This window comes from Stenotrophomonas sp. YJH_SMC_73 (assembly GCF_059370155.1).
On the sequence record NZ_JCAFTJ010000009.1, the window covers coordinates 178,053 to 202,234 of the forward strand.

A 24,182-nucleotide genomic window follows, 5' to 3' on the forward strand; every position below is an offset into this window, starting at 1 on the left:
AGGCTCAGGGTGACGGGGCGGGCGTGGCGCTGGCCGGCTGGGCCATCCAGCGTTCCATCTTGCGGTCCAGCACGTCCAGCGGCATCGAGCCGTCCTTCAGCAGTTCGGCGTGGAAGCGGCGCAGGTCGAAGGCGGCGCCCTGGCGCGCCCTGGCCTTGTCGCGCAGGGCGACAATGGTGGTCAGGCCGGCCACGTTCGACAGTGCCTGGCCAGGCTGGGCCATGACCCGCTCGACTTCGGCGTTGGCATCGTCGCTGCTCATGTCCACGGTCTTCTGCAGGTAGGTGACAGCCTGCTGCTTGCTCCAGCCCTGGGCATTCACGCCGGTATCGGCCACCACGCGGGCGGCGCGCAGCAGGCGCGAGTACAGGTAGCCGATGCGGTCGTAGGGATCGGTGTAGATGCCCAGGTCCTCGCCCAGCGTTTCGGCGTACAGGCCCCAGCCTTCGACGAAGGCGAGATCGCCACCGAGGCGGCGGAAGCGCGGCAGCTTGGCCAGCTCCTGCTGCAGGCCCAGCTGCACGTGGTGGCCGGGGATCGCTTCATGCAGGTACTGCACCGGCACGTTCCAGCGCTTGCGGCTGGGCAGGTCGCGGGTGTTCACGTACAGCACCGCGGATTGCCCGGGCAGTGCCGGCTGGTAGGCAGCGGCAGCGGCGGTGAGCGCACGCTCCGGTTCCACCGCGCGTACGTCCAGCGGCGCCTTCGGCAAGGTATCCAGCACCTGCGGCAGGCGTGCGTTGACCTGCTGCTGCACCTGGCGGTAACGGTTGATCAGCGCATTGGCATCGCCGTACTGGAACTGGCGGTCGTTGCGCATGCTGCGCAGCAGCTTGGTGGGGGTGCCGCGCAGCTTGGCATCCTTCATCACCGTGGCGATCTGCGCCTGCAGTTCCTGCACGCGTTGTTCGCCCAGCGCGTGCAGCTGCGCGGCGGTCTGGTCGCTGGCGGTGGTCTGCACGATCAGGCTGGCGTACCAGGCCTGGCCATCGGGCAGTGCGCCCAGGCCGCTGCTGGCGCGCGTGGCCGGCAGGTATTCGGTGGCGATGAAGCCGCGCAGGGCGCGATAGGCCGGCATGATGCGCAGTTCGATCATGCGCTTGTACTCGGCGCTGATGCGCGCCTTGTCCTCGGCCGGGATGGTGTTGGGCATGGTGCGGATCGGCGACCAGAAGATGCTCTCTTCGGCGGTCGGCTTGATCACCGCATCCAGTTGCGGCAGCACTTTTTCCATCAGGTCGCGCGGCTGTACCACGCCGGCCTTCATGCCTTGGCGCATGTTGTCGATGGCCTGGTCGAACAGTTCGGGAATGCCCAGCGAACGGCGCGACCAGGTGTCGTAGTCCTGCACGGTGTTGAATGGCTGCGCGCCGGCACCGGCACCGAGGATCGCCATGATGCTGCCGATGTTGTAGTACTGGCTGATCGGCATCATCCAGCCCGGGTAGCGCTCGGCGGCCAGCGAGGCGCGTGCGTCGCGCACGAAGATCTCGTAGCTGAGCAGGTCCTGGCCCTGCAGGCCATCACTGCCGAGCTTCTCGACCTTGCCCAGCCATTGCGTAGTGAAGTCGTGCGACTGCTGGCGCCAGGCGGCGGACAGGATGTTGGGCAGCTGGTCGTTGTAACGGGATTCGCCCTGGAAGGTGGCCTGCAGCGGGTTCAACCGCATCGAGGCATCCCAGTACTCGTCGTACAGGCGCTCCAGCTGTACCTGCTTGGGTACGGCACGTGCCGGCGCGACCGGACGCGGCGCGGCGCGGCGTGCCGAACTGCCACGCGCCGGCGCGGTGGCGCGGGCGGGCCTGGCCTTGGGCTTGGCAGCCTGGCGGGTCTGCGCGGCGGCAGGGCGGCTGGCCTTCTTTTTCGCTGCTTCGGCCGACGGCACGGCACTGAACAGGAACAACGCGGCGATGGCGGCGGCCAGGGCGCGGGTGGGATGCGGCATCAGGAGCTTCCGTGGAACACAGACCGTGGAGCTTGCACGATCCGGCCGCGTACGGCCAGCGTGAAGGCGCAGTCAGCTTGCCGCCGCTGGGGCTTCAGTCAGCCGCCGCCGCCGCGCGCAGCGCAGCGGCCCTGTCTGCGCCCAGATAGCGGGTGATCGCACGCCGCATCAGGTACAGCAGCGGAATCAGGGCAATTGCAAAGCCCATCTTGTAGATGTAGTTGACGCTGCTGACGGCCAGGAACAGCGAGGTCGGCCAGTGCTGCGGGCCGAGCACGAAGGCGATCCAGATCACCACGAAGCTGTCCACCACCTGCGAGATCGCGGTGGACCCGGTCGCACGCAGCCACACGTGGCGCTCGCCGGTGGCCTGGCGGATGCGATGGAACACCGCCACGTCGATCAGCTGGCCGAGCAGGAAGGCCACCAGTGAACCGGCGATGGTCCACATGCCCTGGCCGAACACCGCTGCGAATGCGGCCTGGTAGTCCGGCACGCCGTGCCCGTCCATGGAGGTGACCCACCAGCTGGCCGGCGCCAGCGAGATCGCCGCGAAGGCGAACAGGAAGCCATAGGCGATCAGGACCACGGCCAGCCACGAGATGAAGCGCACGCCGCGCTTGCCGAAGAACTCGTTGATGGTGTCGGTCATGATGAACACCACCGGCCATAGCAGGGTGCCGGCGGTGAAGCTGAGCGAACCAGTCTGGCCGAACAGGTTCCAGTTCAGCGGATCGATGCCGAGGGTGTCTTCCAGCGCGAAGATCTTCACTCCGATCAGTTCGGCCAGCATCGCATTGCCGCAGAAGAACGCAGCCAGCACGATGAACAGCAGGACCGCGCGGTCCTGCAACGGGCGCTCGATCGGCGCCGCGGTCATTCGCTGCGATCGCCGGCGCGCGTGAACGGAACGCTGGACGGCGCGACGGCGCCGCCGGAAATGATGAAGCTCATGGCCTGGTCGACGGTCCAGTCGGTCGGGGTCAGCAGTTCCACCGGCACGATTTCCAGGTAACCCGAAGTCGGGTTCGGCGTGGTGGGCACGTACACCGCGGCCAGTTCACGGTCGGTGCCGTGTTCCTTGATCACGCGGGTGACCAGCCCGACCGACTTCATGTCGCGGTGCGGAAAGTCGATCAGCACCACGCGCTGGGTGCTGCCCGGTTCGGTCTGCAGCATGTCCAGCAGCTTCTTGGCGCTGTCGTAGATGATGCTGGCCAGCGGAATGCGCTTGATGACCGCGCCGACCCAGCGCAGCAGGCGCTGGCCCAGCACGCGGCGGCTGGCCACGCCCACCGCCAGGATCACCAGCAGGGTGGCCAGGAGGGCGATGGTGTTCTGGATCCACTCGGCCCGGACCCAGCCGAGGTAGTGCGGAAAGCTTGTCGCGATCTGCTCGGAAAGTGGCACCACCAACGGGCTGGAAATGCCCGACAGCAGCACGAACACGAACTTGACCACGACCCAGGTCAGCCAGATCGGCAGCAGGGTCAGCAGGCCGGTCAGGAACAGGCGCTGCAGGGAGGGGCGGGGGACCAGGGCGGGGGCTTCGAGCGACATGTGCGCATTGTAGCGGTCACGGCCGCTCGATTACGCTGGGCAATCGACTGCGGCAACGGCACATGGAAGGGAAGCTGTGTTGAAGATTCTGCGCGGACTGGGTTGGACCCTGGCAGGCCTTCTGGTGCTGGCCATCGTGGTGTGGTGCGCCTCGCGCATGTGGCCGGTGCCGGAATCGCGGCTACAGGCCCAGCAGCGCCTGCAGGCCCGCCTGCCTGTCCACGGCCACAACGGTTTTGCGCTGCTGTGGACGCTCGCGTTCGACGATCTGGACGCGCGCCAGCGCGAACAGGCCCTGGCCCGCGACGTGCAGCGTTGGGAGGCCGATCCGCGCGGCAATGGCGGCGCCGGACCGCAGCTGGCGGAGGACCATGACGCGCTGCGATCACGACCGGCGGCCAGCTGCGGACCGACCGCCAGTGACTGCCTGGGCCAGGTGCGCGCCGACCCGCAGCGCTTCGTCGATGCCCACGCTGGCCACCAGCAGCTGCATGCGCGCCTGGACCAGCTGGCCGATGCGGACCACTTCGTGTCGCCATTCCGGCCCAAGGGCGACGGCATCCTGGTGCCGATGCCGACCTATGGCCTGATGATCGATGCCACCAGCGCACGCGCGCTGGCCTATGTGCAGGGCGATATCGACGGTGCGCTGCGTGGCAGTTGCAGGGGGCTTCAGCTGGGCCGGCGGCTGGTGACGGGCGGCAGTTACCTGGTGGAGAGCATCATCGGTGCCAGCCTGGTGCAGGCCAATGCCCAACTGCTGGCCGACATGCTGGTCGAACTGCCGGCCGACCATCCGTTGCCAGCGGAATGCGATCAGGCAATGCAGCCGATGCTGGCCGCCGAACAGAGCCTGTGCCGTGCGATGCAGGGTGAGTACGCGATGAGCCGGGCTGCGATCGAAACTTCGGCGCAGGAATTCGGCGGGGTGCTGGTCCTGGATCGCAGCAGCACCCTGGCGCGCGCGGCGGGCAATCTGGGCTGGGCCTGCGGCGCGGCGGCGATGGCGGCGCTGGAAGCGGATCGCCCGCTGCCGGTGCCGGCACCGCCGCAGCATGACTTTGGCTGCCTGTCGAACATCCTGGGGTGCGTGCTGACCGATATTGCCCGCCCGGTCTATCCGGCCTATTCGTCACGGACCCAGGATGCCGCCGCGATGGTGCGGCTGATCGGCGCGCAGCGCTGGCTGCGGCAGCAGGCGCAGGATCCGGTGGATGCGCTGCAGCGCCTGCCTGCGCAGTTCCGCTCGCCGGTGCGGGCACCGCAGCTGTCGGCCGATGGCCGCCGTCTGCAGGTGCCGCGGCGTTCACCGTCGCGCAGCACCGACGAGAGCCCATGGCTGTCGGTGCCGCTGGTGATGGAGAACGCCCCGGCCGCTGCTGCGCGCGATTGAGCAGCGTCTCAGTCGCTGCCCGCCAGCGGATCGAATGCCCAGCCATCACCGATGGTCTGCAGCGTCCAGCGGCGGCGGCTGTGCAGGGGCTCCCAGTGCACGCTGTCCTTGTCGTCCTCGATGCTGCCTTCGCTCCGCTTTACCCTGCCAGTGGAGAAGTTCACGCTCACCGACTCGGTCTGCCCGGAATTGCGCATCACCGAATTCTGGTCGTAGCCGATCAGCGCAAAGGCATCGTCCTGCCAACGGAAGGTAAAGGCGGTCGTGCCCATTGACCAGCTGCCCGCGCTGGCGAATGAAAACAGTGCGACCTTCAGGGTGCCCCGCTGGATGCTGACGCCGCCGTCTTCGAGCGGGTCGCTCATCACCGGATTGTCCGGGCGCGGTATCAGCTGGTGGTCCTGCACCGCCAGCACATAGCCTGACGGGCGCGACCACGCCACGGCGAGAATGCGCGGGTTGCTGTCGTACGGCGAGGGACCCAAGCCATCGTGCTCGATGACGTTGCGTGGCGCCTGGTGACGCAGCACCAGCGCCAGGTCCGCGCGGCCATCCTGGTCGAGATCGCCTTCGACACTCGATTCAAGTGCCCAGCCCTGCGGGACGAAACCGGCGGCATTGGCCGCCTGGGCCGGCAGCGTCGGATATTGCACCGGTGGCAGGTCGAGGGCGTGGGCGGTGAAGGACAGCAGGGTCAGCAGTGTGGCAAGCGCATACGGGCGCATCGGAGCCTCCATGGCAGGGAGGCCGAGGATAGCGCGCGCGTGCTGGATCAGCGTGCGTGCGGCTTCAACCGCAGGTACACCTGCTTGCGTACCTGGGCGACCACTTCGCCGCTTTCGTCGACGACATCGTTGCTGAACCAGCGCAGCACCTTTTCGCCGCCGGCCGCTTCGGCACGCAGTTCGGCCAGCAGTGCATCATCGATGCGGAACGAAGTGCGCACCGTGCCCCGGCCAGGCTTGAGGAAATCGATCGCACCGGCCCGGTCCCACACGTAATAGTCACGGCCGAGGATGTGCAGCAGGCCCAGCATCCAGAATGGATCGGTCATCGCGAACAGGCTGCCGCCGAAATGCGTGCCCACGTAATTGCGGTTCCACGGCCGCAGTCGCAGTGCCACGTCGATCTGCCGGTAATCGGGCGTGATCCGGGTGACGTGGATGCCGGTGAACAGGAACGGCGGCCAGAGGTTGATGCCGAAGCGGAACAGGCGGGCGTTCATGCGGGTCCGGGGCGCGAGGCGAGGTGCCCAGTCTAACCATTCGCATGCGTATGTTGCACCCCGGGAGTCACGTCCCGCCGTCGATCATGAACCCGTCGCGGCCGTTGGCCTTGGCCTGGTAAAGGGCGGTGTCGGCGCCTTCCACGAAATGGTGCGGTTGCAGGTCACCGTCGGGCACGCGGGTGAATACCCCGATGGTGAGCGTGACGCCGTCATCGCTGCCGTCGCCCGGCGCCGGCAGTGCACGCACGCAGGCAATCAGGTCCTCGATCACCCGGCGCGCGCCCTCGGCCGGCGTATCCGGCAGCACCAGTGCGAATTCGTCGCCACCGTAGCGCGCCGCCATGTCGCGCGGGCGACGGGCATGCGCGCCGATCAGGCGGGCGACATCACGCAGCACGCGGTCACCGACCTGGTGGCCATGGCGGTCGTTGTGGCGCTTGAAGTGGTCGACGTCGATCAGCGCCAGGCTCAATGGCTTGCCACTGCGCCGCGCGGCGTCGCATTCCTGCTGCAGTGACTGCTCGAAGCGCAGGCGGTTGCCCAGGCCGGTGAGGGCATCGCGGTTGGCCAGGCGGTGCCAGGCCGAGATCCGCCACACCGCCCAGACCAGCAGTGCCAGCACCACGCCCAGCATCGCGCTGGCCGGTGCCCACCACAGGTCACCGGTGCGCAGCAGCAGCCAGCTCAGCAGCGGCGGCATCGGCAGCGAACACAGCGCGACCAGCCACGGCAGGCGCAGGCCGAGCAGGATCACGCACAGCGCCACCAGCACGCCACTGATGGCGTGCTGCCAGGCGTGCGGCAGCACGTCGATCTGCTTGTGCTGCAGCAGCATCGAGGTGATGTTGGCCTGGTACTCGCTGCCGCTCATCCAGAACTCGCGGGTGGTCGGGGTCAGCAGGCGAGGCGCGATGCCGCTGGCCGTCATGCCGACCACGATGCGGCGGCCATGCAGCATCGCTCCATCCACGTGCCCATCGAGCACGTCCGCATAGGACACCTGCGGCAGCCGCTCGGGCGGGCCGGCGTAGCGCACGCGCACGTAATCATCGCGACGCCATTGATAGGGCGAGCCCAGCGCCGGGTCGGGGTCGGGCAGGCCGCGTACCGCACCCGCCGGCAGGTCGGCCAGTGCCAGGCCCAGTGCCGGCCAGTGCGGCCGTCCGATACCGGCGTGCAGATAGACGCCGCGGGCGACGCCGTCCCCATCCACCTCGACATCGGTGTGGCCGATCGCGGCGGCACTGGCGGCGATCTGCGGGATCGGCAGCATTTCCTCGGCCATGCGGTCGCCGGCCGCCGGTGCCGCCAGCACCGGCAGCACCACCCGGCCGTTGCGTCGGATCGCGGCCGCCAGCTCATCATCCTGGCGGCTGTCGCGACGGTCGGGTTCGGACAGCATCAGGTCCAGCGCAACGCGTTCGGCGCCGGCATCGGTCAGGCGGTCCAGCAGGCGGGCATGCACCGAGCGCGGCCAGGGCCACTGGCCGATACGCTGCAGGCTGCCTTCGTCGATGGCCACGATCAGCACGCTGGGGTCGGGGCGGTAGTCCCAGTTGCCGACCAGTGCGTCATAGGCCGCCTCGTCCTGCCGCCACAGCCATTGGCCCTGGCTGGCCACGATGGTCAGCACGCCGGCCAGCAGGGCCAGCAGGATCCGCTTCGACCATGGCAGCGGCGAGCGCCTCACAACAACAACCAGAGCAGCAGTGCACCGCCACCGGCGCCGTAGCACAGGCGGCATGGCAACGGGATCTGCTGGGCAGGGGAGAACTCGCCGGCGTGGCCGTCATCGTCGATGTACTGCACGCGCACGTGCAGCGTGCCGCTCCACGGGCGCTTGAAGCTCACCTGCGGCTGGGCCACGGTTTCATCGATCAGTGGGGCCTTGAAGTCACCGCGGCGATCCACCTGCACCCGGTAGCGCTGGCCTTCGCTGCCGGCCTGCCAGCGCAGGGTGAGCTCGCCGTGCGCGGCCTCGGGCGGTTGCAGTGCCGGGTCCACCGGCTCGTTGCTCAGCTGCAGCGGCAGCGCCTGGCCATAGCGGCCCTGGTGGCCTTCGGCATCGCGCGAGGCCACGCGCCAGTAGTACTGTCCGGGCGGCAGCGGTTGCGCCAGGCGCAGGTCGGTCGCATGGGTAGCCTGCTCCTGCAGTGGCTGCCGGAAGCTGGGTTCGGCGGCGATCTGCAGCACGCTGCTGCGTGCACCGGGGGCCTGGCTCCAGCGGAAGCGCGGGCGGTCGCTGTTGATCGTCTGCCCATGCAGCGGCGATACGGTCAGCGGCGGCGGTGGCTGGTCACTGAGCTCGAAATCGGCGCTCGCATCCAGGCCTTCGACGCCCTGTGCGTCGACCGCGCGCAACAGGAGGCGCAGCTGGCCGGGCGGCAGGTCGCCGATCGCCAACCGGGTGTCGGCGGTGGAGGTGGCGAACAGCAGGATCTCCGGCGTTGCCGCCTGCACCACTTCCACCCGGTAGTGATCGGCGCCAGTGACCGGTTCCCAGGCAAGCAGGGTCGGCAGCGGCGCCAGGCGCAGCGCGTCATTGCGCAGCGCCGGCGCCGGCAGCAGGGCCGAGACCGCGGCGGGGGCCGCATCGGCGCTGCTGCTGCGGGTGGACTGCCCCGGCCGTACCAGCCGCTGGCCATGGGGGTTGCCGACCTGCACCTTGCCCTGCAGGACCTCGGTGGCGCCGACGTGCCCGGTATCCCCGGCGCTGACCCGGAACACCGTGCCGCGCACGCTGCTGGTCGCGGTGGGTGCATCGATGATGTAGCGCGAGGCCGGGCCGCGCGCCGGCGTCACCCGGTTGCTGGCGCGCCCCTGCTGCAGGCGCAGGCGGGTGTCGACCATGCCGGTGTGGCCATAGCGGCTGAGCTGGTCCAGGCGCAGGCGCGAGTATTCGCGCAGCTGCAGGCGCGAGGCATCGGCAAATTCCAGCGTGATGCTGGAATCGCCCTCGGTTTCCACGGTGTCACCGATATGCAGCTGCTCGCCGGCCTGGAGCGCACGGGTCGCCGTGCCATCGGCACCGGACAGCTCGACCTTGCCGCGCACCGACAGCACCCGGGCCGGCGCCGGTTCGGTGCGCAGCCAGCTGATCGGGAAGCGCAGCAGCTGGCCCGGCGGCAACTGGTAGGGGTTGTCGATGCGGTTGTGCTGCTGCAGCTGCTGCCAGCGTACCGAGGGTTTCAGGTACAGCCCGCCCAGGTCCCACAGGGTGTCGCCGGGCCGGACCCGGTAGTTCCAGTCCTGGGCGCCGGCGATGGCAGGCGGCAGGAGGAGGGCGCAGAGCAGGGCGCCCGTTAAACGCATGGCGAACGACAGAGAGCGGACGACGGTCACAGTTTGCAATCCCGGCAATGCGGGGGTGCAGCTGCAAGACCCCATGGCCCCGACCTCATCCCCCCGAACGGATCGTGGCGACCGCAAGGCCGCCAGCGCGCGCATTATTGCCCGCGTTCAGTGCAGGGATTCTGAACGGAGCGGGCTTCCGTTCAGAACAGCAGCGACGCCATCCTGCGGCGGTACTGGCCCACCAGGTCCTCGTCGGAGATCACATTGAAGGCGTCGATCAAGGCTTTGCGTGGCAGGCCCTCCTCGAATCCACGGTCGATCCGCAGCATTTCCAGGAACTGCGCCAGGGCGGCCTCGTCATGCCCGCCCAGCAGCAGCTGCACGCCGCGCAGGTGGCGGGCCTTGAGATCCTTGCCATCAGCGGCGATGCGGGCCTCCAGCACCTCGGCCGCCGGGGCATCCTTCAGCGCAGCGGCAAAGGCCAGGCGGGCACGGGCGCGCACGGCGCGGTCGTCGGTGGCCAGATTGGCCGGCAGGCCGTCGATCAGGGTACCGGCCTCGTCCACGCCGCCGATCTGCAGCAGGGCCAGGGCCAGGTCGAGCTTCAGCTCATCCTTGTCCGGCTCGGCGGCGATCTGCGCGCGCAGTACGTCGACCTGCGCCTGCGGGTCCAGCGGGGCGTCATCTTCAGGGGCGGCATCGCCGACATCGGCCGGCACGATGCCGTGCTGGGCCAGGAATTCACGCAGCTGGCCTTCCGGAATGGCGCCGGGGAAGCCGTCCACCAGCTGGCCGCCCTTGACCAGGAACACGGTGGGCACCGAGCGGATCTGGAAGGCCGCCGCGATCTGCTGTTCCTTGTCGACATCGACCTTGGCCAGCTCGAAAGCGCCGTTGTACTCGGCAGCCAGCTTTTCCAGCATCGGGCCCAGGGTCTTGCACGGCCCGCACCAGGTGGCCCAGAAGTCGACCAGCACCGGCGTCTGCAGCGACTTCTGCAGGACTTCGGCCTCGAAGGTCGCAGTGGTGGCGTCGAATACGTAGGTCGTCTCGGTCATGGGGGAGGCATCGCTTGGCATCTGGAGACCGATTCTATGGTGACGATCGATGTCGGTCTCAACCCTGCCATCACGGAGTACGCCCTCGAGTGGTGCTGGCGGGCCGGCAGGGGCGCAGTGCAGCGTGTGGATCACCCACTAGCCGGAGGCGACAGGCTTCGATGGGGAGGCGCGCTTGCGACAGGGCGGAACTGCCATGCCTCGAGCATCACGGTAGGCGCAGCAGGCAGATATTGAAGTGCTCTGGAATGCGCCGCGCTTGGCGCATCGCGCCGCTACCGCGACAATGCCGTGGTCCATTCCTTTCCAGGTGATTGCGCGCAATGTCCGTGGTCCGGCTTGATCGTTGGTTGGGGCTGCTTGCGGCAGTCGTATTCGTCCTGGCCGTGGCCGGCTTCGGTGCCGGCCTGGACGGCTATGCCCAGGCTCGCCACCCGGTGGCGCTGCTGGGTGCGCGCGGTGTACCGCATGCGCTGGCCTTCAATCTGCTGGGTTTCGTGCTGCCCGGCGTGCTGGCGGTGGCGGTGGCTGAACGCCTGCGCCGCAGTCTGCCGGCCACTGCTGGCTGGGCGCCACGGGTCGGCAGCCAGATGCTGCTGCTGGCCGGTCTGGCCTTTGCCGCGATGGGGCTGCTGCCACTGGACGTGGATGACCTGCATGGGCCCGCCAGCCAGCTGCATGCCAGCGCCTGGATGATCTGGGTGCTGGGTTTCGTCGCCGGCACCGTGCTGCTGGGCGTGTCCCATCTGCGCCAGGCGCATGGCCGGGCCTCGGGCGCAGTGGCCCTGGGCTGCGGCGTGCTGGCCGCGCTGGCGGCGTTCGCACTGCAGGGCACACTGCCGGCGCCGATGGCACAACGGCTCGCGTTCGCCTGCTGGCTGGTCTGGCTGGCGGCGGCCCTGCCGCTGTCGCGTCCGCGCTGAGACGCCTCCCCGAGCGCCGCGGCGCCGGCGTCCGGCAGGCAGGATTGGAGCCATTTGCCGCACTGCGGTACGCTGTACCGCTTTGCCGCCGCATCCGCGTGTTCCATGACCAGCGCTGAAACCAACGCCTACGACCCGCAGCAGGTTGAATCCGCCGCCCAGCAGTACTGGGACGCCACCCGTGCCTTCGAGGTCGACGAGACTTCGGACAAGCCGAAGTACTACTGCCTGTCGATGCTTCCGTACCCGTCCGGTGCGCTGCACATGGGCCACGTGCGCAATTACACGATCGGCGACGTGATCAGCCGCTACAAGCGCATGACCGGCCACAACGTGCTGCAGCCGATGGGCTGGGACGCGTTCGGCCTGCCGGCGGAAAACGCTGCGATCAAGAACAAGACCGCGCCGGCGGCGTGGACCTACAAGAACATCGACCACATGCGCAGCCAGCTGAAGTCGCTGGGCTATGCCATCGACTGGTCGCGCGAGTTCGCCACCTGCCGTCCGGACTATTACGTCCACGAGCAGCGCATGTTCACCCGCCTGATGCGCAAGGGCCTGGCCTACCGCCGCAACGCGGTGGTGAACTGGGACCCGGTCGACCAGACCGTGCTGGCCAACGAGCAGGTCATCGACGGCCGCGGCTGGCGCTCCGGTGCGCTGGTGGAGAAGCGCGAGATCCCGCAATGGTTCCTGCGCATCACCGACTACGCCCAGGAACTGCTGGACGGCCTGGACGAGCTGGACGGCTGGCCGGAATCGGTCAAGACCATGCAGCGCAACTGGATCGGCCGTTCCGAGGGCCTGGAGATCCAGTTCGATGTGCGCGATGTCGATGGCAGCGCGCTGGACCCGCTGCGCGTGTTCACCACCCGCCCGGACACGGTGATGGGCGTGACCTTCGTGTCGATCGCCGCCGAGCACCCGCTGGCGCTGCATGCGGCGAAGAACAACCCGGAGCTGGCGGAAAAGCTCGCCGATTTCAAGCAGGGCGGCGTGTCTGAGGCGGAGTTGGAGACTCAGGCGAAAAGAGGCGTCAACACTGGGCTGAAGGCAATTCACCCTGTAACCGGCGACCCGATTTCAATTTGGGTCGCGAATTTTGTGCTGATGGGGTACGGGACCGGTGCAGTGATGGCGGTTCCGGCACATGATCAGCGGGATCATGAGTTCGCCATTGGCGTCACTAACAGCCGCATCAAGTATGTCGTGGCTCCGGCCGCCTGGGTTGAGAGCTGGGCACAGATCAAGGCTAGATTGAAAAGCGCTTGGGTGGGTTGCCCCGATTACCCCGCAGATCTTGACGATATCAACGCGGCACTGTCGGCAGCGCAATCCATGGTTGATTCAAGCCAGCTGCAGGATGAAATCGCCGCATTCGCGGAGCATCTCCGGCTGCCGTATCTGGAAAAGGATGGGCAGCTGGTGAATTCGGCCGAGTTCGACGGCCTGGACTTCCAGGGCGCCTTTGAAGCCTTGGCCGAACGTTTCGAGCGCAAGGCCCAGGGCCAGCGCCGCGTCAACTACCGCCTGCGCGACTGGGGCGTGAGCCGCCAGCGCTACTGGGGCTGCCCGATTCCGGTGATCTACTGCGCCAAGTGCGGCGCGGTGCCGGTGCCGGAAGAGCAGCTGCCGGTGGTGCTGCCGGAAGACGTGGCCTTCGCCGGTACCGGCTCGCCGATCAAGACCGACCCGGAATGGCGCAAGACCACCTGCCCGGATTGCGGCGGCGCGGCCGAGCGCGAGACCGACACCTTCGACACCTTCATGGAGTCGAGCTGGTACTACGCCCGCTACACCTCGCCGGGTGCCCGTGATGCGGTCGACAAGCGCGGCAACTACTGGCTGCCGGTGGACCAGTACATCGGTGGCATCGAGCACGCGATCCTGCACCTGATGTATTTCCGTTTCTACCACAAGCTGCTGCGCGACGCGCGGATGGTGGACAGCAACGAACCGGCGCGCAACCTGCTGTGCCAGGGCATGGTGATCGCCGAAACCTATTACCGCCCGAACCCGGACGGCTCGAAGGACTGGATCAACCCGGCCGACGTGGAAGTGCAGCGCGACGAGCGCGGCCGCATCACCGGCGCCACCCTGATCGCCGACGGCCAGCCAGTGGTGGTCGGTGGTACCGAGAAGATGTCCAAGTCGAAGAACAACGGCGTGGACCCGCAGGCGATGGTCGGCAAGTACGGCGCCGATACCGTGCGCCTGTTCTCGATGTTCGCCGCACCGCCGGAACAGTCGCTGGAGTGGAACGAAGCCGGCGTGGACGGCATGGCCCGCTTCCTGCGCCGCCTCTGGGCCCAGGTGCAGAAGCACGCTGCCGACGGTGCCGCCCCGGCACTGGATGCCGCGGCGCTGGATGCCAACCAGAAGGCGCTGCGCCGCAAGACCCATGAAACCATCGGCAAGGTCGGTGACGACTATGGCCGCCGCCACAGCTTCAATACCGCGATCGCTGCGGTGATGGAGCTGATGAACGCGCTGGCCAAGTTCGAGGATGGCAGCGAGCAGGGCCGCGCGGTGCGCCAGGAAGCGCTGCAGGCGATCGTGCTGCTGCTCAACCCGATCACCCCGCATGCCAGCCACGCCCTGTGGCAGGTGCTGGGTCATGGCGAGACGTTGCTGGAAGACCAGCCGTTCCCGCAGGCCGACAGCAGCGCGCTGGTGCGCGATGCGCTGACCCTGGCGGTGCAGGTCAACGGCAAGCTGCGTGGCACCATCGAGGTGGCGGCCGATGCCGCGCGCGAGCAGGTCGAGGCGCTGGCCCTGGCCGAGCCCAACGCGGCCAGGTTCATGGAAGGCCTGACGGTGCGCAAGATCATCATCGTCCCGGGCAAGATCGTGAACATCGTCGCTGCCTGATGTCCCCGGCACCGGTCACCCGCGCGGTGGCCGGTGCCATTCCATGAGCAGGGCCGGGCGCCTGATGGCCCTGCATTCACGCGGCTTCGGGCACGCTGTGTGTTGCCGTGATCGCCCGGCTCCGCCAGACTGTCTCCATGACCCGAATCCTGCTTGCCCTCGTTCTTGTCCTCGGCCTCGCCGGCTGCGGTTTCCATCTGCGCAACAAGCTGATGCTGCCGACCGACACTGCCCCGGTGAAGGTGGTCTCCACCGCCCCGTACAGTGAACTGGTCAAGCTGCTCAACCGCAGCCTGCTGGCCTCCGGTGCCAAGCTGGCCGATGAGGACAGCAAGGGACCCAACCCCCAGCTGCAGGTGCTGTCCGAGCGCTGGGGTGACCTGCCGATCGCCATCGACTCGCAGGGCCGCGCACAGGAATACAGCCTGCGCTACGCGGTGATCTTCATCTTCCGTCGCGAGGATGGCAGCGAACTGGTGCCGCAGCAGGTGATCGAACTGTCGCGCGACTATGTGTCGCCGCCGACCGACGCCACCGGTACCACCACCGAACGCGAAATCCTGGCCACGGAGCTGCGCCGGGAAATGTCCGCCTCGATCATCCGCCGTATCGACAGCGTGGTCCGCGCCGAGATCGAGAAGGGCGGCAGCCTGTCCGCGCCGAAGGCCAAGCCGATCGAGGGTGCGGTGCCGGCCGCCGACGCCAAGCACTGAGCGGCAGCGACGATGGAACTGCGTCCGGAGCAGCTGGCCAGCCAGGGCGCTGACATCCCGTTGGCGCCGGTGTACCTGATCGCAGGCCCGGAAACCCTGCGCGTGCTGGAGGCGGCAGATGCCGTCCGCGCGCGCGCGCGCGCCTCCGGCATCGGCGAACGCGAAGTGTTCGACGCCGACGGGCGGGATTTCGACTGGAACCAGCTCGACGCCAGCTTCAATGCGCCCAGCCTGTTCAGCGCCCGCCGCCTGGTCGAGGTGCGCCTGCCCAGCGGCAAGCCCGGCAAGGACGGCGCCGAAGTGATCAGCCAGTTCTGCGCCAATCCGGCGCCGGACGTGGTGCTGATGATCACCGCCAATGAATGGAGCAAGGCCCATCAGGGCAAGTGGGCCGAGGCGGTCAGCCGCATCGGCGTGCTGTCGGTGGCCTGGGCGATCAAGCCGCACGAACTGCCGGACTGGATCGAGCGCCGCCTGCGCGGCAAGGGCCTGCGTGCCGACCCGGCCGCCGTGCAACGCCTGGCCGAGCGGGTGGAGGGCAACCTGCTGGCCGCCGCCCAGGAAATCGACAAGCTGGCGCTGTTGGCCGATGGCCAGCCGCTGGATGTGGAGCGGATGGAATCGCTGGTGGCTGACGCTGCCCGCTACGACGTGTTCCGGCTGGTGGAGGCGACGTTCTCCGGCCAGCCGCCGGCCGTGCTGCGCATGCTGGCTGGCCTGCGCGGCGAAGGCGAAGCGGTGGCCGCACTGATGCCGATCGTGATCCGTGAACTGCTGGCCGGTGCCGGCCTGGCCCGTGTGCAGGCCCGTGGCGGCAACCTGGCCGCCGAAATGAAATCGCGTGGCATCTGGGAATCACGGCAGGCGCCCTACAAGCGCGCGCTGCAGCGGCACCCGGAAGGCAAGCGCTGGGAACGCTTCGTGGCCGAAGCCGGGCTGGTCGACCGCATCGCCAAGGGGCGGGCCGACGGCGATGCCTGGCTGGCGCTGGAGCGCCTGCTGGTGGCCGTGGCCGAACCGCGTGCCGTGCGCCTGCTGGCGCGGGCCTGAGCGATGAGCCTGCGGATCTATTACGGGGGCACCTTCGATCCGGTGCACCTGGGGCATCTGGCAATCGCGCGAGCCGCCCGGGACGAACTGCAGGTGGCCGTGCGCATGTTGCCGGCAGGCGATCCGCCGCACCGTGCGGTGCCCGGCGCTACCGCCGAGCAGCGCTGCACCATGTTGTCGCTGGCCATCGGCGACGAACCGGGCCTGCTGCTGGACCGTCGTGAACTGGACCGTGCCACGCGCTATCCCGGTCGTCCGTCCTACACCGTCGATACCCTGCGCGAGCTGCGTGGCGAGCTGGGCCCAAGCCGGCCACTGGCCTGGCTGGTGGGCGCCGACAGCCTGCTGGGCCTGTCCGGCTGGCACGAATGGGAGGCCCTGTTCGGGCTGGCCCACTTCGTGGTGGCCGAGCGGCCGGGCAGCCCGCTGCAGGCGTCGATCGACGGTGAACTGGGGCGTGCCCTGCAGGGGCGCTGGGCCGACAACGAACAGGCCCTGTTCGCCAGCCCGGCCGGGCGCATCCTGCGCCTGCACCACCCGCTGCGCGAGGAATCGGCCAGCGCCGTGCGCTCGCAGATCGCCGCCGGTGGCCCCTGGCGCGCCCTGCTGCCGCCGGCCGTCGCGGACTACGTCGCTGCACACGGGCTGTACCGCCCGGCCACAGCGTGAATGGCGCCGCCGTGCCATCCCCGTATAATCGCCCCCACGTTTATCGAGTCGATCCACTTTGAGCAACCAGACCCAGCCCCAGACCATCAAGGTCGATCTGCCCAGCCCGCCGCCGTCCGTGCCGGAACTGCTGGCCAGCGTCCGCCAAGCCACCGAAGACCTGAAGGCCAAGGACCTGGTCGAGATCGACGTGCGCGGCCGGTCCAGCGTTGCCGACTACATGATCGTCGTTTCGGGCACCTCGACCCGCCACGTCAAGTCGATCGCCGATGAAGTCGTGCGCTTCGCCAAGAACATCGACGTGATGCCGCTGGGTGTTGAAGGCGAGCGCGAAGCCGAGTGGGTGCTGGTCGATCTGGGCGACGTGATCGTCCACGTGATGCTGCCGCGCGTGCGTGAGTTCTACGCCCTCGAGCGCCTGTGGACCGTTGGCGACCAGCCGCCGTCCAGCGACGACGAAGTGGCCTGAGCCGCACGTTGATGCATCCCTTCGACGGCGCCGATGGCGCCGTCGACGTTTTGGAGGACCGTGTAGATGAAAGCCCGCCTGATCGCCACCGGTGAACGCGCGCCCAGCTGGGTCGCGCAGGGCTTCGCCGAGTACCAGAAGCGGCTGTCGCACTGGCTGCCGTTCGAGCTGGTGGAAATCGAGCCCGGCTTGCGCGGCAAGGGGCGTGATCCGCGCCGCGCCACTGAAGAGGAAGGCAAGCGGGTCATCGCTGCGCTGCCGAAGAACGCCTATGTGGTGGCACTGGATGTGCCAGGACGACAGCTGAGTTCCGAACAGCTGGCACAGCGCCTGGAGCATTGGCGCGGGCAGGGCCGCGACCTGGCGTTCCTGATTGGTGGCCCGGAAGGGCATTCGCCGGAGGTGTCCGCGCTGGCCGATGAGAAGTGGTCGATCGGACCGCTGACGCTGCCGCACATGCTGGTGCGCCTGGTGGTGGCCGAGCAGCTGTATCGGGCCGCCGCAATGATTGCCAATCACCCCTACCATCGCGCGTGAAGAGTGGTTATACTAGTCGTCTGCCCGAATAGCTCAGCCGGTTAGAGCACTTGACTGTTAATCAGGGGGTCGTTGGTTCGAGTCCAACTTCGGGCGCCACCTTGAGAAACCTGCATCGCAAGATGCAGGTTTTTTTTTGTCGCTACACTCTGCTGCTGCAACCATGGATGCCGATCATGCGCGTGCTGCTGTCCTCGAGCTTCCTGCTGCTGGCGATGGTGCCGTTCGCCACAACGAAGGCCGCGCCTTCCACCTGGCATCCGCCACAGGGCACCACCGAGCTTCCGTTGTGGCCGCAGGGCACGGTGATCGCGCCGCCGAAGTTGAAGGGGCCCGAGCAGGTCAGCGAAGTGATCTCCGAAGCCAGTGGCGAACACTGGATGATGCTGCAGAACGTCGCTGCGCCGACCCTCACCGTGTTTCCACCGAAGGGACCGGCCACCGGCACCGCAGTGATGGTGGTGCCTGGCGGAGGCTATCGGGTGCTGGCGATGGACCTGGAAGGCAGCGAGATCTGCGGCTGGCTGACCGCACAGGGCATCACCTGTGCATTGCTGAAGTACCGGGTGCCAGCCTCTGGCCCGAACTGGGACCCCGAGTGCAACTGCCGCGACATTCCGAAAGTGCCGATGGCCCTGCAGGATGCACAGCGTGCAATGGGCCTGCTGCGCGCACAGGCCGAGCGCTGGTCAATCAATCCCAAGCGGATCGGGGCGATCGGCTTTTCCGCCGGTGGTCACGTGGTGGCGGGACTGAGCACGCACGCGCTGCGCAGCTACGCGCCGGTCGATGCTGCGGATAAGCAACCCAGCCGTCCCGATTTCGCGATGGTGATGTATTCCGGGCACCTGTGGGCAGGGCACGGGAAGGGATTGTCGCTGGTCAGGGACATCACCGTGGATGACAAGGTGCCGCCGACGTTCATCGCGCAGGCCACCGACGATCGCACCGATGACGTGCGCGAATCGCTGGCCTATTACCGTGCCCTGGCGGACGCGGGCGCGCCGGTGGAAATGCATCTGTTTGCACGCGGCGGCCACGCATTCGGGCTGCGCATGAAGGATGCACCGGTCGCGGCGTGGCCGCAGCTGGCCGAGCGCTGGATGCAGGATATCGGCATGCTGGCGGATCGCCAGTTGTAGAGCCGAGCCATGCTCGGCTGCCTGTGTGAAGCCGAGCGCGGGCTCGGCTCTACAGTGCCAGCTCACCTCTGCAGAAGGCCACCAGCGTGGCGATCGCCACCGCCAGGATCGCGCCGAACAGTACCCACTCCCAGCGCGTGAATACCCGCTCGCCGCGCTGGCGCCGGGTCAAAGCGAACAACACCACGCCGGGCACGTACAGCAGTACCGACAGCAGCAGGTTGTCCAGGCCGCCGGCATACACCAGCCACAGCGCATAGGCGCTGGCCAGCAGTGCGACCCCGAAATCGCGCCAGCGCACGCCTGGTTCGCCGGCGTAGGCCTGCCCGCGCCAGGCCAGCTGCACGCCGAACGCGGTGGACAGGAAGTAGGGCACCAGGCTCATCGACGCAGCGAGCAGCACCAGCCCGGTGTAGCTGCCCGAACTGACCAGCACCATCAGCAGGAACAACTGGATCAGGCCATTGCTCAACCACAGTGCATTGGCCGGCACGCCACGCGCGTTCTCGCGGCCGAGGAAGGCCGGCATGGTGCCGTCACCGGCGGCGGCATACAGCACTTCGGCGCACAGCAGCACCCAGGCCAGCAATGCGCCGAGTACGGAGACGATCGAACCGATGATGATCACCGTCGCGCCCCATTCGCCGACGATGGCGCGCAGCACGTAGGCCATCGACGGATTGGGCAGCCCGGCCAGTTCGGCCTGCGACAGCACGCCCATCGACAGCAGGCTGACCAGTACCAGCAGCAGCCAGACCCCGAGGAAGCCGATCACCGTGGCACGGCCGACGTCGGCACGGCGCGCGGCACGCCGCGAATAGATGCTGGCCCCTTCGATGCCGATGAACACCCACACGGTCACCAGCATCATGCCGCGCAGCTGCTGGCCGAGGTCGCCGAGTGCGGGCGTACCGAGGAAATCGGCGCGGAACACGTCCATGCGGAACGCGCCCGCCGCCAGGATCAGGAACAACGCGATGGGCAGCAGCTTGGCCACCGTCACCAGGCCGTTGACGATGGCGGCCGTGCGCAGGCCGCGCAGCACCAGCAGGTGCACGGTCCACAGCAGCAGTGATGAAGCGGCTACGGCGGCGGGTGTATTGCCTTCACCGAAGACCGGCACGAAGTGGCCGAGGCCACTGAAGATCAGTACGAAGAAGCTGGCGTTGCCGAGCACCGACGCCACCCAGTAGCCCCACGCCGCGGAGAAGCCGATGTAGTTGCCGAAGCCTTCGCGCGCATAGGCGTAGATGCCGGTATCCAGGTCGGGGCGACGATTGGCCAGGGCCTGGAACACGAAGGCCAGCATCAGCATGCCGGCGCCACTGACCGCCCAGCCGATCAAGGCGGCGGCCGGGCCGGCGCTGCGCGCGACGTTCTGCGGCAGTGAAAAGATGCCGGCGCCGACCATCGAGCCGACTACCAGTGCAGTCAACGCGGGCAGGCCCAGCCGTTGCGATGTCGCGGCCATGGAGATCCCCTGCGGCGCGAATGCCGCGAGCATACGGTAGCCATGTCCTCGTGAACATGTCCGCAAGAGTCAGCAGGCAAGCGCCAGCCTGCAGGAACCGGCCCGCGTGAAAACGACGAAGGCCCGGGCAACGGCCCGGGCCTTCGAAGGTGACGCTGCAACCGGTCTTACTTGAACGTGTACTTGAAGCCGACGGTGTAGTAACGGCCCAGCGCACCGGAGAAGTGCATCGGGTTGTAGTTCACCGCGCCGTAGGTGGTCGGATCGAGCGGGGCGATGCGGTCGAACACGTTGGCCACCGAGGCGTTGAGTTCGAACGAGTCGTTGATGCTCCAGCGACCGGACAGGTCCATCGTGGTGAACGAAGAGATCTTCTTCACCGGCGTACCGTCAGCGTAGAAGGCCAGGTAGCTGCCACCACGGCTGTCGATGTTGTCCATCTTGCTGATGTAGTTGACGATGCCGCTGACGCTCCACGGGCCCTGCTTCCAGGTGGTGCCGAAGTTGACCTTGTCCTTCGGCGTACCGATGCAGTTGGTGACGTCGCAGTTGCCGTGGGTACCCACGTAATCAACCGTGTCGCCGCCTTCGGTGCGCTCGAACTTCAGGATGTGGCTCCACTGCAGGTCCAGCTCCAGCTGGCCCGGGCCGATCTCGAAGGTCTGGCGGATATCGGTATCGATACCGCGCACGCGCGACGAGCTGGCATTCACGTAGCCGGTGTTGACCGCCAGGATGGTGCCGCTGTTGGCCACGCCATTGAGATTGTTGCTGTCGCGCAGCACGTTGCCGGCCAGGATCGCCGCCGCCGTGCTGCCCTGCACGATCTCGTTGGTACGCTTGATCTGCCAGGCATCGACGGTCATCGAGGTGGTCGAAGTCGGCTGCAGCACGATGCCGACCGAGTAGCTCTTGGACTCTTCCGGCTTCAGCAGCTTGTTCGGCTTGGTGATGATCGCCACCGAATTGGCGCCACATTCGCTGGCAGCGCCGCCGCTGATCTGGCAACGCACCGGGTCGACCGCAGTGGAGAAGGCGGCCAGGCCACCGTCACCGTTCTCGGCCGGGTTCGGCGCGCGGAAACCTTCGGCGTAGCTGGCGCGCAGGGCGATCCAGTCGGCCGGGGTCCACTTCACGCCCAGCTTCGGCGTAGCCTTGCCTTCGCCGCTTTCGTACTTGTCGTAACGCAGGGCGCCGGACAGTTCCAGCTGTTCCAGCACCGGTGCCGACAGTTCGACGTAGCCGGCATAGACGTTCTGGGTGCCGTCATAGGCCGAGTAGCCCAGGCCGATGATGTCGCCCTGGTCGGTGTAGGTCTGCGGGGTCAGGCTGTTGCTGGTCTTGCGCCACTCGGTACCGATCGCCAGGCCCAGCGGACCACCCTTCAGGTCCATCAGGCTGCGCGAGACGGTGAAGTCGAACATGTCCAGGCTGGACTTGGCGCGGGCGCTGATCGTGGGCGAGATGTAGTCGTACAGCGCCTGCGAGTTCTTGCCGGCATCATCACCGATACGCCACACGCCACCGGCGCAGTTGGCATTGCCCAGTGCACACTGGACGGCGCTGTAGCGCAGGAAGCCGGTGCGCTTGTTGGTCAGGTCGGTGCCCGAGTGCAGGTAGGCGGTGTCGTAGCTCCAGTCGCCCCAGTTGCCCTTGATGCCGACCAGGAAGCGGTTGAACTCATTGGTGTTGTCGGTCACGCGCGGGCCGACATCCCAGGCCGAGTAACGCACGCGGCGCGCCGTGCCCGGGGTCGGGTTGTCGGGATGGTTCGGGCCCAGCACGGTGGCACCGGGGCCACTGTTGGCATTGACCGGGCCGCCCGGATAGCCCCAGCCGCCCGACACGCCGGACGGGGTGTTGCTGAAGATGGTTTCCTTCTTCGAGTAGCCGATCTCGGTGTAGATCTCGCCGCCTTCACCGAAGGCGAAGCTGGCGCGACCGAACACGTTGACGTACTTCTCTTCCGGAATCAGGTCGCGGTACTGCTGCGCCGGATCCCACAGGCAGCCATCGGCGGCGATGCTGGCCGGGGTCTGCCCACCGATGGTGGTCAGGCCGGCGCAACCCGGCAGCGGCACCAGATGGCCGGTGGCGTCGAGGTAGGAGCCGTTCGGGCCGGAACCGCCGGAGGTGCCACCACGGGTGTAGGCACCGCCGAGGAACTGGGCGGTCTTGTCATAGCCCCACGGGCGGGTGTCACCGGTACCGATCCACTTGCGGTTCTTGCGGTCGCTGATCTTGATCGCGTCGGTCTTGCCAACGTCCAGGCTGAAGAAGGCGTTCCAGCCATCGGTGGCCAGGTCGCCGGTACCGGCGGTCAGGGTTGCCTTCCGGGCGTCGCCATCGCTGTCACCGGACAGGCCGTAGGAGCCACGCAGGATGGCGCCCTGGAAGTCGCTGCGCAGGATGATGTTGACCACGCCGGCGATGGCATCGGAGCCGTAGATCGCCGAAGCGCCGTCCTTCAGGACTTCCACGCGCTCGACGGCATCGAGCGGAATGGTGCTGAGGTCGGTGAAGACCTTCTGTCCGTCATCGGCCAGGCCATAGGTGGCCATGCGGCGGCCGTTCAACAGTACCAGCGTCGAGCCGGCGCCCAGGCCGCGCAGCGAGATGCCGGCACCACCGCCGGCGAAACCGTTGCCGAAGGTCTTGGGAATCGAGCCGGCGCCATCGGCGGTGATGGTCTGCAGGTACTCGGCCAGCGAGGTCTTGCCGGTGCGGTCGATTTCCTGGCGGGTCACCACCTGCACCGGCGACGGTGTCTCGGTGTTGGTGCGCGGGATGTTGGAGCCGGTGACCGTGATGCGGTCGAGGTTGGTGGCCTTTTCCTGCGCGAAGGCGGAGGAGGAAGCGACGGCGCCGGCCAGCAGCAGGGCGCCGCCGGTGAGGATGTGGGTGATGGACGATGCCAGGGTGCTGCGGCGGCGGCTGGCGGGCCGTTGGATCGGGTGTTTCACAGCTTCTCTCCTAACTGGAAAACCGTAGCGTTGAGGGCTGTCGCCGGATCGATACCGGGACGCGCCAATCTAGGTTTCCTGCAGGTGACGAAGTCGTGAAATTTTGCTTAATCGGTAACGCTTGGTCCCTGGCCTCTCCGCATTTCCCGGGCAGCGGCAGGGACCGGCCCGGCGCGAGGCCGGGCCGGTGGTGGGGCTCAGTCGGGCAACGAGAACTGCACCGGTACCAGGCCGATGGCCGGAACTGCCACGCCGTCACGCTGGGCAGGCTCGAAGCGCCAGTGCCGGAGCACCTGCTGGCGGGCGGCCTGGTCCAGGTTGCGCGAGCCGCTGCTGCGCTCGACGCTGACCGCGACCGGTTGGCCATGGCTGTCCACTTCCACCCGCAACAGCACCGTGCCCTGTTCGTGGTTGCGCAGGGACTGGATGGGGTAGGTCGGCGGCGGGGCGCTGCGGTACTGCAGCTGGGCGCCGGCCAGAGGGGTGGACGTGTCGATGCTGGGCGCCAGCTGCGGCGGAGCCGGTTCGGTGGCCGGCAACGCGATGCCCTGGGTCTCCTCCACGGTCGCGGTGGGCGCGGGCAGTGGCGGCACCACCGGCTGCGTTCGCGGTTTCGGCACCACCTGGACGATCTCCTTGGGCGTGACCGGAACCGGCGGCGTTGGCGGTGGCGGGATCTTCTCGATCAGCCGGACCGGCGTCTTTTCACGCGGGACCTGCACGGCCTGGTAGGTCGCAGGGATGAGCAGCAACAGGAAGGCCAGCAGGTGCAGGGCGATCGCCGCGCTCCAGGCGGCCACCCGGGCGGCGTCGAAATGCAGGGATGCAACGGGGTACGTACGAACCATGATCCACCTCCATGCCAGTGACGAAGTCCTCAACGCACCAGGGCCCGT

At 67.8% G+C, this 24,182-nt stretch carries 20 protein-coding genes and 1 tRNA gene; 10 read left to right on the plus strand and 11 right to left on the minus strand.

The genetic code is table 11. The features are described 5' to 3' along the window. Nucleotides 1-4 precede the first annotated feature (4 nt). The 3 genes from AC5P8R_RS15715 to AC5P8R_RS15725 all read right to left on the minus strand — a co-directional run bounded on the left by AC5P8R_RS15715 (nt 5) and on the right by AC5P8R_RS15725 (nt 3,505). Nucleotides 5-1,945, minus strand: coding sequence for a DUF885 domain-containing protein (locus AC5P8R_RS15715; protein WP_014647957.1), 1,941 nt, complete (start codon nt 1,943-1,945; stop codon nt 5-7). 94 nt (nt 1,946-2,039) lie between these two features. Next, nucleotides 2,040-2,825, minus strand: coding sequence for a queuosine precursor transporter (locus tag AC5P8R_RS15720; protein ID WP_495223603.1), 786 nt, complete (start codon nt 2,823-2,825; stop codon nt 2,040-2,042). Beyond that, nucleotides 2,822-3,505: a DUF502 domain-containing protein gene (locus AC5P8R_RS15725; RefSeq protein ID WP_014647956.1), complete on the minus strand. Its 684-nt coding sequence runs from the start codon at nt 3,503-3,505 to the stop codon at nt 2,822-2,824. Before AC5P8R_RS15725 ends, AC5P8R_RS15720 begins: the two co-directional genes overlap by 4 nt. A 76-nt stretch (nt 3,506-3,581) precedes the next feature. Between AC5P8R_RS15725 and AC5P8R_RS15730 the strand changes: the two genes are divergently transcribed. Continuing rightward, on the plus strand, nt 3,582-4,898 hold the full coding sequence (locus AC5P8R_RS15730) for a hypothetical protein (RefSeq protein ID WP_014647955.1): 1,317 nt from the start codon (nt 3,582-3,584) through the stop codon (nt 4,896-4,898). 8 nt (nt 4,899-4,906) lie between these two features. Here AC5P8R_RS15730 and AC5P8R_RS15735 read toward each other — a convergent pair whose 3' ends face one another. The 5 genes from AC5P8R_RS15735 to trxA all read right to left on the minus strand — a co-directional run bounded on the left by AC5P8R_RS15735 (nt 4,907) and on the right by trxA (nt 10,478). Beyond that, nucleotides 4,907-5,623: a hypothetical protein gene (locus AC5P8R_RS15735; protein ID WP_495223604.1), complete on the minus strand. Its 717-nt coding sequence runs from the start codon at nt 5,621-5,623 to the stop codon at nt 4,907-4,909. A gap of 47 nt (nt 5,624-5,670) precedes the next feature. Then, the gene (locus AC5P8R_RS15740; protein WP_014647953.1) at nt 5,671-6,123 is read right to left on the minus strand and encodes a DUF4442 domain-containing protein; all 453 of its coding nucleotides are present in this window, start codon (nt 6,121-6,123) and stop codon (nt 5,671-5,673) included. Nucleotides 6,124-6,190: 67 nt separating this feature from the next. Continuing rightward, complete coding sequence (locus tag AC5P8R_RS15745) at nt 6,191-7,816, minus strand: CHASE2 domain-containing protein (RefSeq protein WP_069116173.1); 1,626 nt, start codon at nt 7,814-7,816, stop codon at nt 6,191-6,193. Then, entirely contained in the window at nt 7,813-9,513 is a 1,701-nt protein-coding gene (locus tag AC5P8R_RS15750) for a FecR family protein (RefSeq protein ID WP_041863677.1), read from the minus strand. The genes AC5P8R_RS15745 and AC5P8R_RS15750 overlap by 4 nt, the downstream gene beginning before the upstream one ends. Before the next feature lie 107 nt (nt 9,514-9,620). Then, on the minus strand, nt 9,621-10,478 hold the full coding sequence (gene trxA, locus AC5P8R_RS15755) for a thioredoxin (protein ID WP_014038035.1): 858 nt from the start codon (nt 10,476-10,478) through the stop codon (nt 9,621-9,623). A gap of 323 nt (nt 10,479-10,801) precedes the next feature. Between trxA and AC5P8R_RS15760 the strand changes: the two genes are divergently transcribed. The 9 genes from AC5P8R_RS15760 (at nt 10,802) to AC5P8R_RS15800 (ending at nt 18,852) form a co-directional block, all read left to right on the plus strand. After that, nucleotides 10,802-11,401 carry a DUF998 domain-containing protein gene (locus tag AC5P8R_RS15760; RefSeq protein ID WP_046431876.1) on the plus strand — a complete coding sequence of 200 codons (600 nt, stop codon included), beginning with the start codon at nt 10,802-10,804 and terminating at the stop codon, nt 11,399-11,401. A 105-nt stretch (nt 11,402-11,506) separates the two neighbouring features. Further along, the gene (gene leuS / locus AC5P8R_RS15765; protein ID WP_329890529.1) at nt 11,507-14,272 is read left to right on the plus strand and encodes a leucine--tRNA ligase; all 2,766 of its coding nucleotides are present in this window, start codon (nt 11,507-11,509) and stop codon (nt 14,270-14,272) included. A gap of 137 nt (nt 14,273-14,409) precedes the next feature. Further along, nucleotides 14,410-14,985, plus strand: a complete 576-nt coding sequence (locus AC5P8R_RS15770; protein WP_495223605.1) for an LPS-assembly lipoprotein LptE — start codon at nt 14,410-14,412, stop codon at nt 14,983-14,985. Nucleotides 14,986-14,997: 12 nt separating this feature from the next. Then, nucleotides 14,998-16,035, plus strand: a complete 1,038-nt coding sequence (gene holA, locus AC5P8R_RS15775; RefSeq protein WP_046431874.1) for a DNA polymerase III subunit delta — start codon at nt 14,998-15,000, stop codon at nt 16,033-16,035. A gap of 3 nt (nt 16,036-16,038) precedes the next feature. Then, nucleotides 16,039-16,704: a nicotinate-nucleotide adenylyltransferase gene (gene nadD, locus AC5P8R_RS15780; protein ID WP_014647945.1), complete on the plus strand. Its 666-nt coding sequence runs from the start codon at nt 16,039-16,041 to the stop codon at nt 16,702-16,704. Nucleotides 16,705-16,762: 58 nt separating this feature from the next. Continuing rightward, entirely contained in the window at nt 16,763-17,173 is a 411-nt protein-coding gene (gene rsfS, locus AC5P8R_RS15785) for a ribosome silencing factor (RefSeq protein ID WP_005418109.1), read from the plus strand. A gap of 66 nt (nt 17,174-17,239) precedes the next feature. Beyond that, entirely contained in the window at nt 17,240-17,710 is a 471-nt protein-coding gene (rlmH, locus tag AC5P8R_RS15790) for a 23S rRNA (pseudouridine(1915)-N(3))-methyltransferase RlmH (protein ID WP_014647944.1), read from the plus strand. Nucleotides 17,711-17,732: 22 nt separating this feature from the next. Beyond that, a tRNA-Asn gene (locus AC5P8R_RS15795) sits at nt 17,733-17,809 on the plus strand. A gap of 77 nt (nt 17,810-17,886) precedes the next feature. Then, complete coding sequence (locus tag AC5P8R_RS15800; protein ID WP_052728164.1) at nt 17,887-18,852, plus strand: alpha/beta hydrolase; 966 nt, start codon at nt 17,887-17,889, stop codon at nt 18,850-18,852. Between the two features lie 49 nt (nt 18,853-18,901). Here AC5P8R_RS15800 and AC5P8R_RS15805 read toward each other — a convergent pair whose 3' ends face one another. The 3 genes from AC5P8R_RS15805 to AC5P8R_RS15815 form a co-directional block, all read right to left on the minus strand. After that, nucleotides 18,902-20,323 carry a basic amino acid/polyamine antiporter gene (locus AC5P8R_RS15805; RefSeq protein ID WP_046431885.1) on the minus strand — a complete coding sequence of 474 codons (1,422 nt, stop codon included), beginning with the start codon at nt 20,321-20,323 and terminating at the stop codon, nt 18,902-18,904. Between the two features lie 167 nt (nt 20,324-20,490). Beyond that, nucleotides 20,491-23,286 carry a TonB-dependent receptor gene (locus tag AC5P8R_RS15810; RefSeq protein ID WP_014647941.1) on the minus strand — a complete coding sequence of 932 codons (2,796 nt, stop codon included), beginning with the start codon at nt 23,284-23,286 and terminating at the stop codon, nt 20,491-20,493. 197 nt (nt 23,287-23,483) lie between these two features. Continuing rightward, nucleotides 23,484-24,134, minus strand: a complete 651-nt coding sequence (locus AC5P8R_RS15815) for an energy transducer TonB (RefSeq protein ID WP_495223606.1) — start codon at nt 24,132-24,134, stop codon at nt 23,484-23,486. Nucleotides 24,135-24,182: the final 48 nt, after the last annotated feature.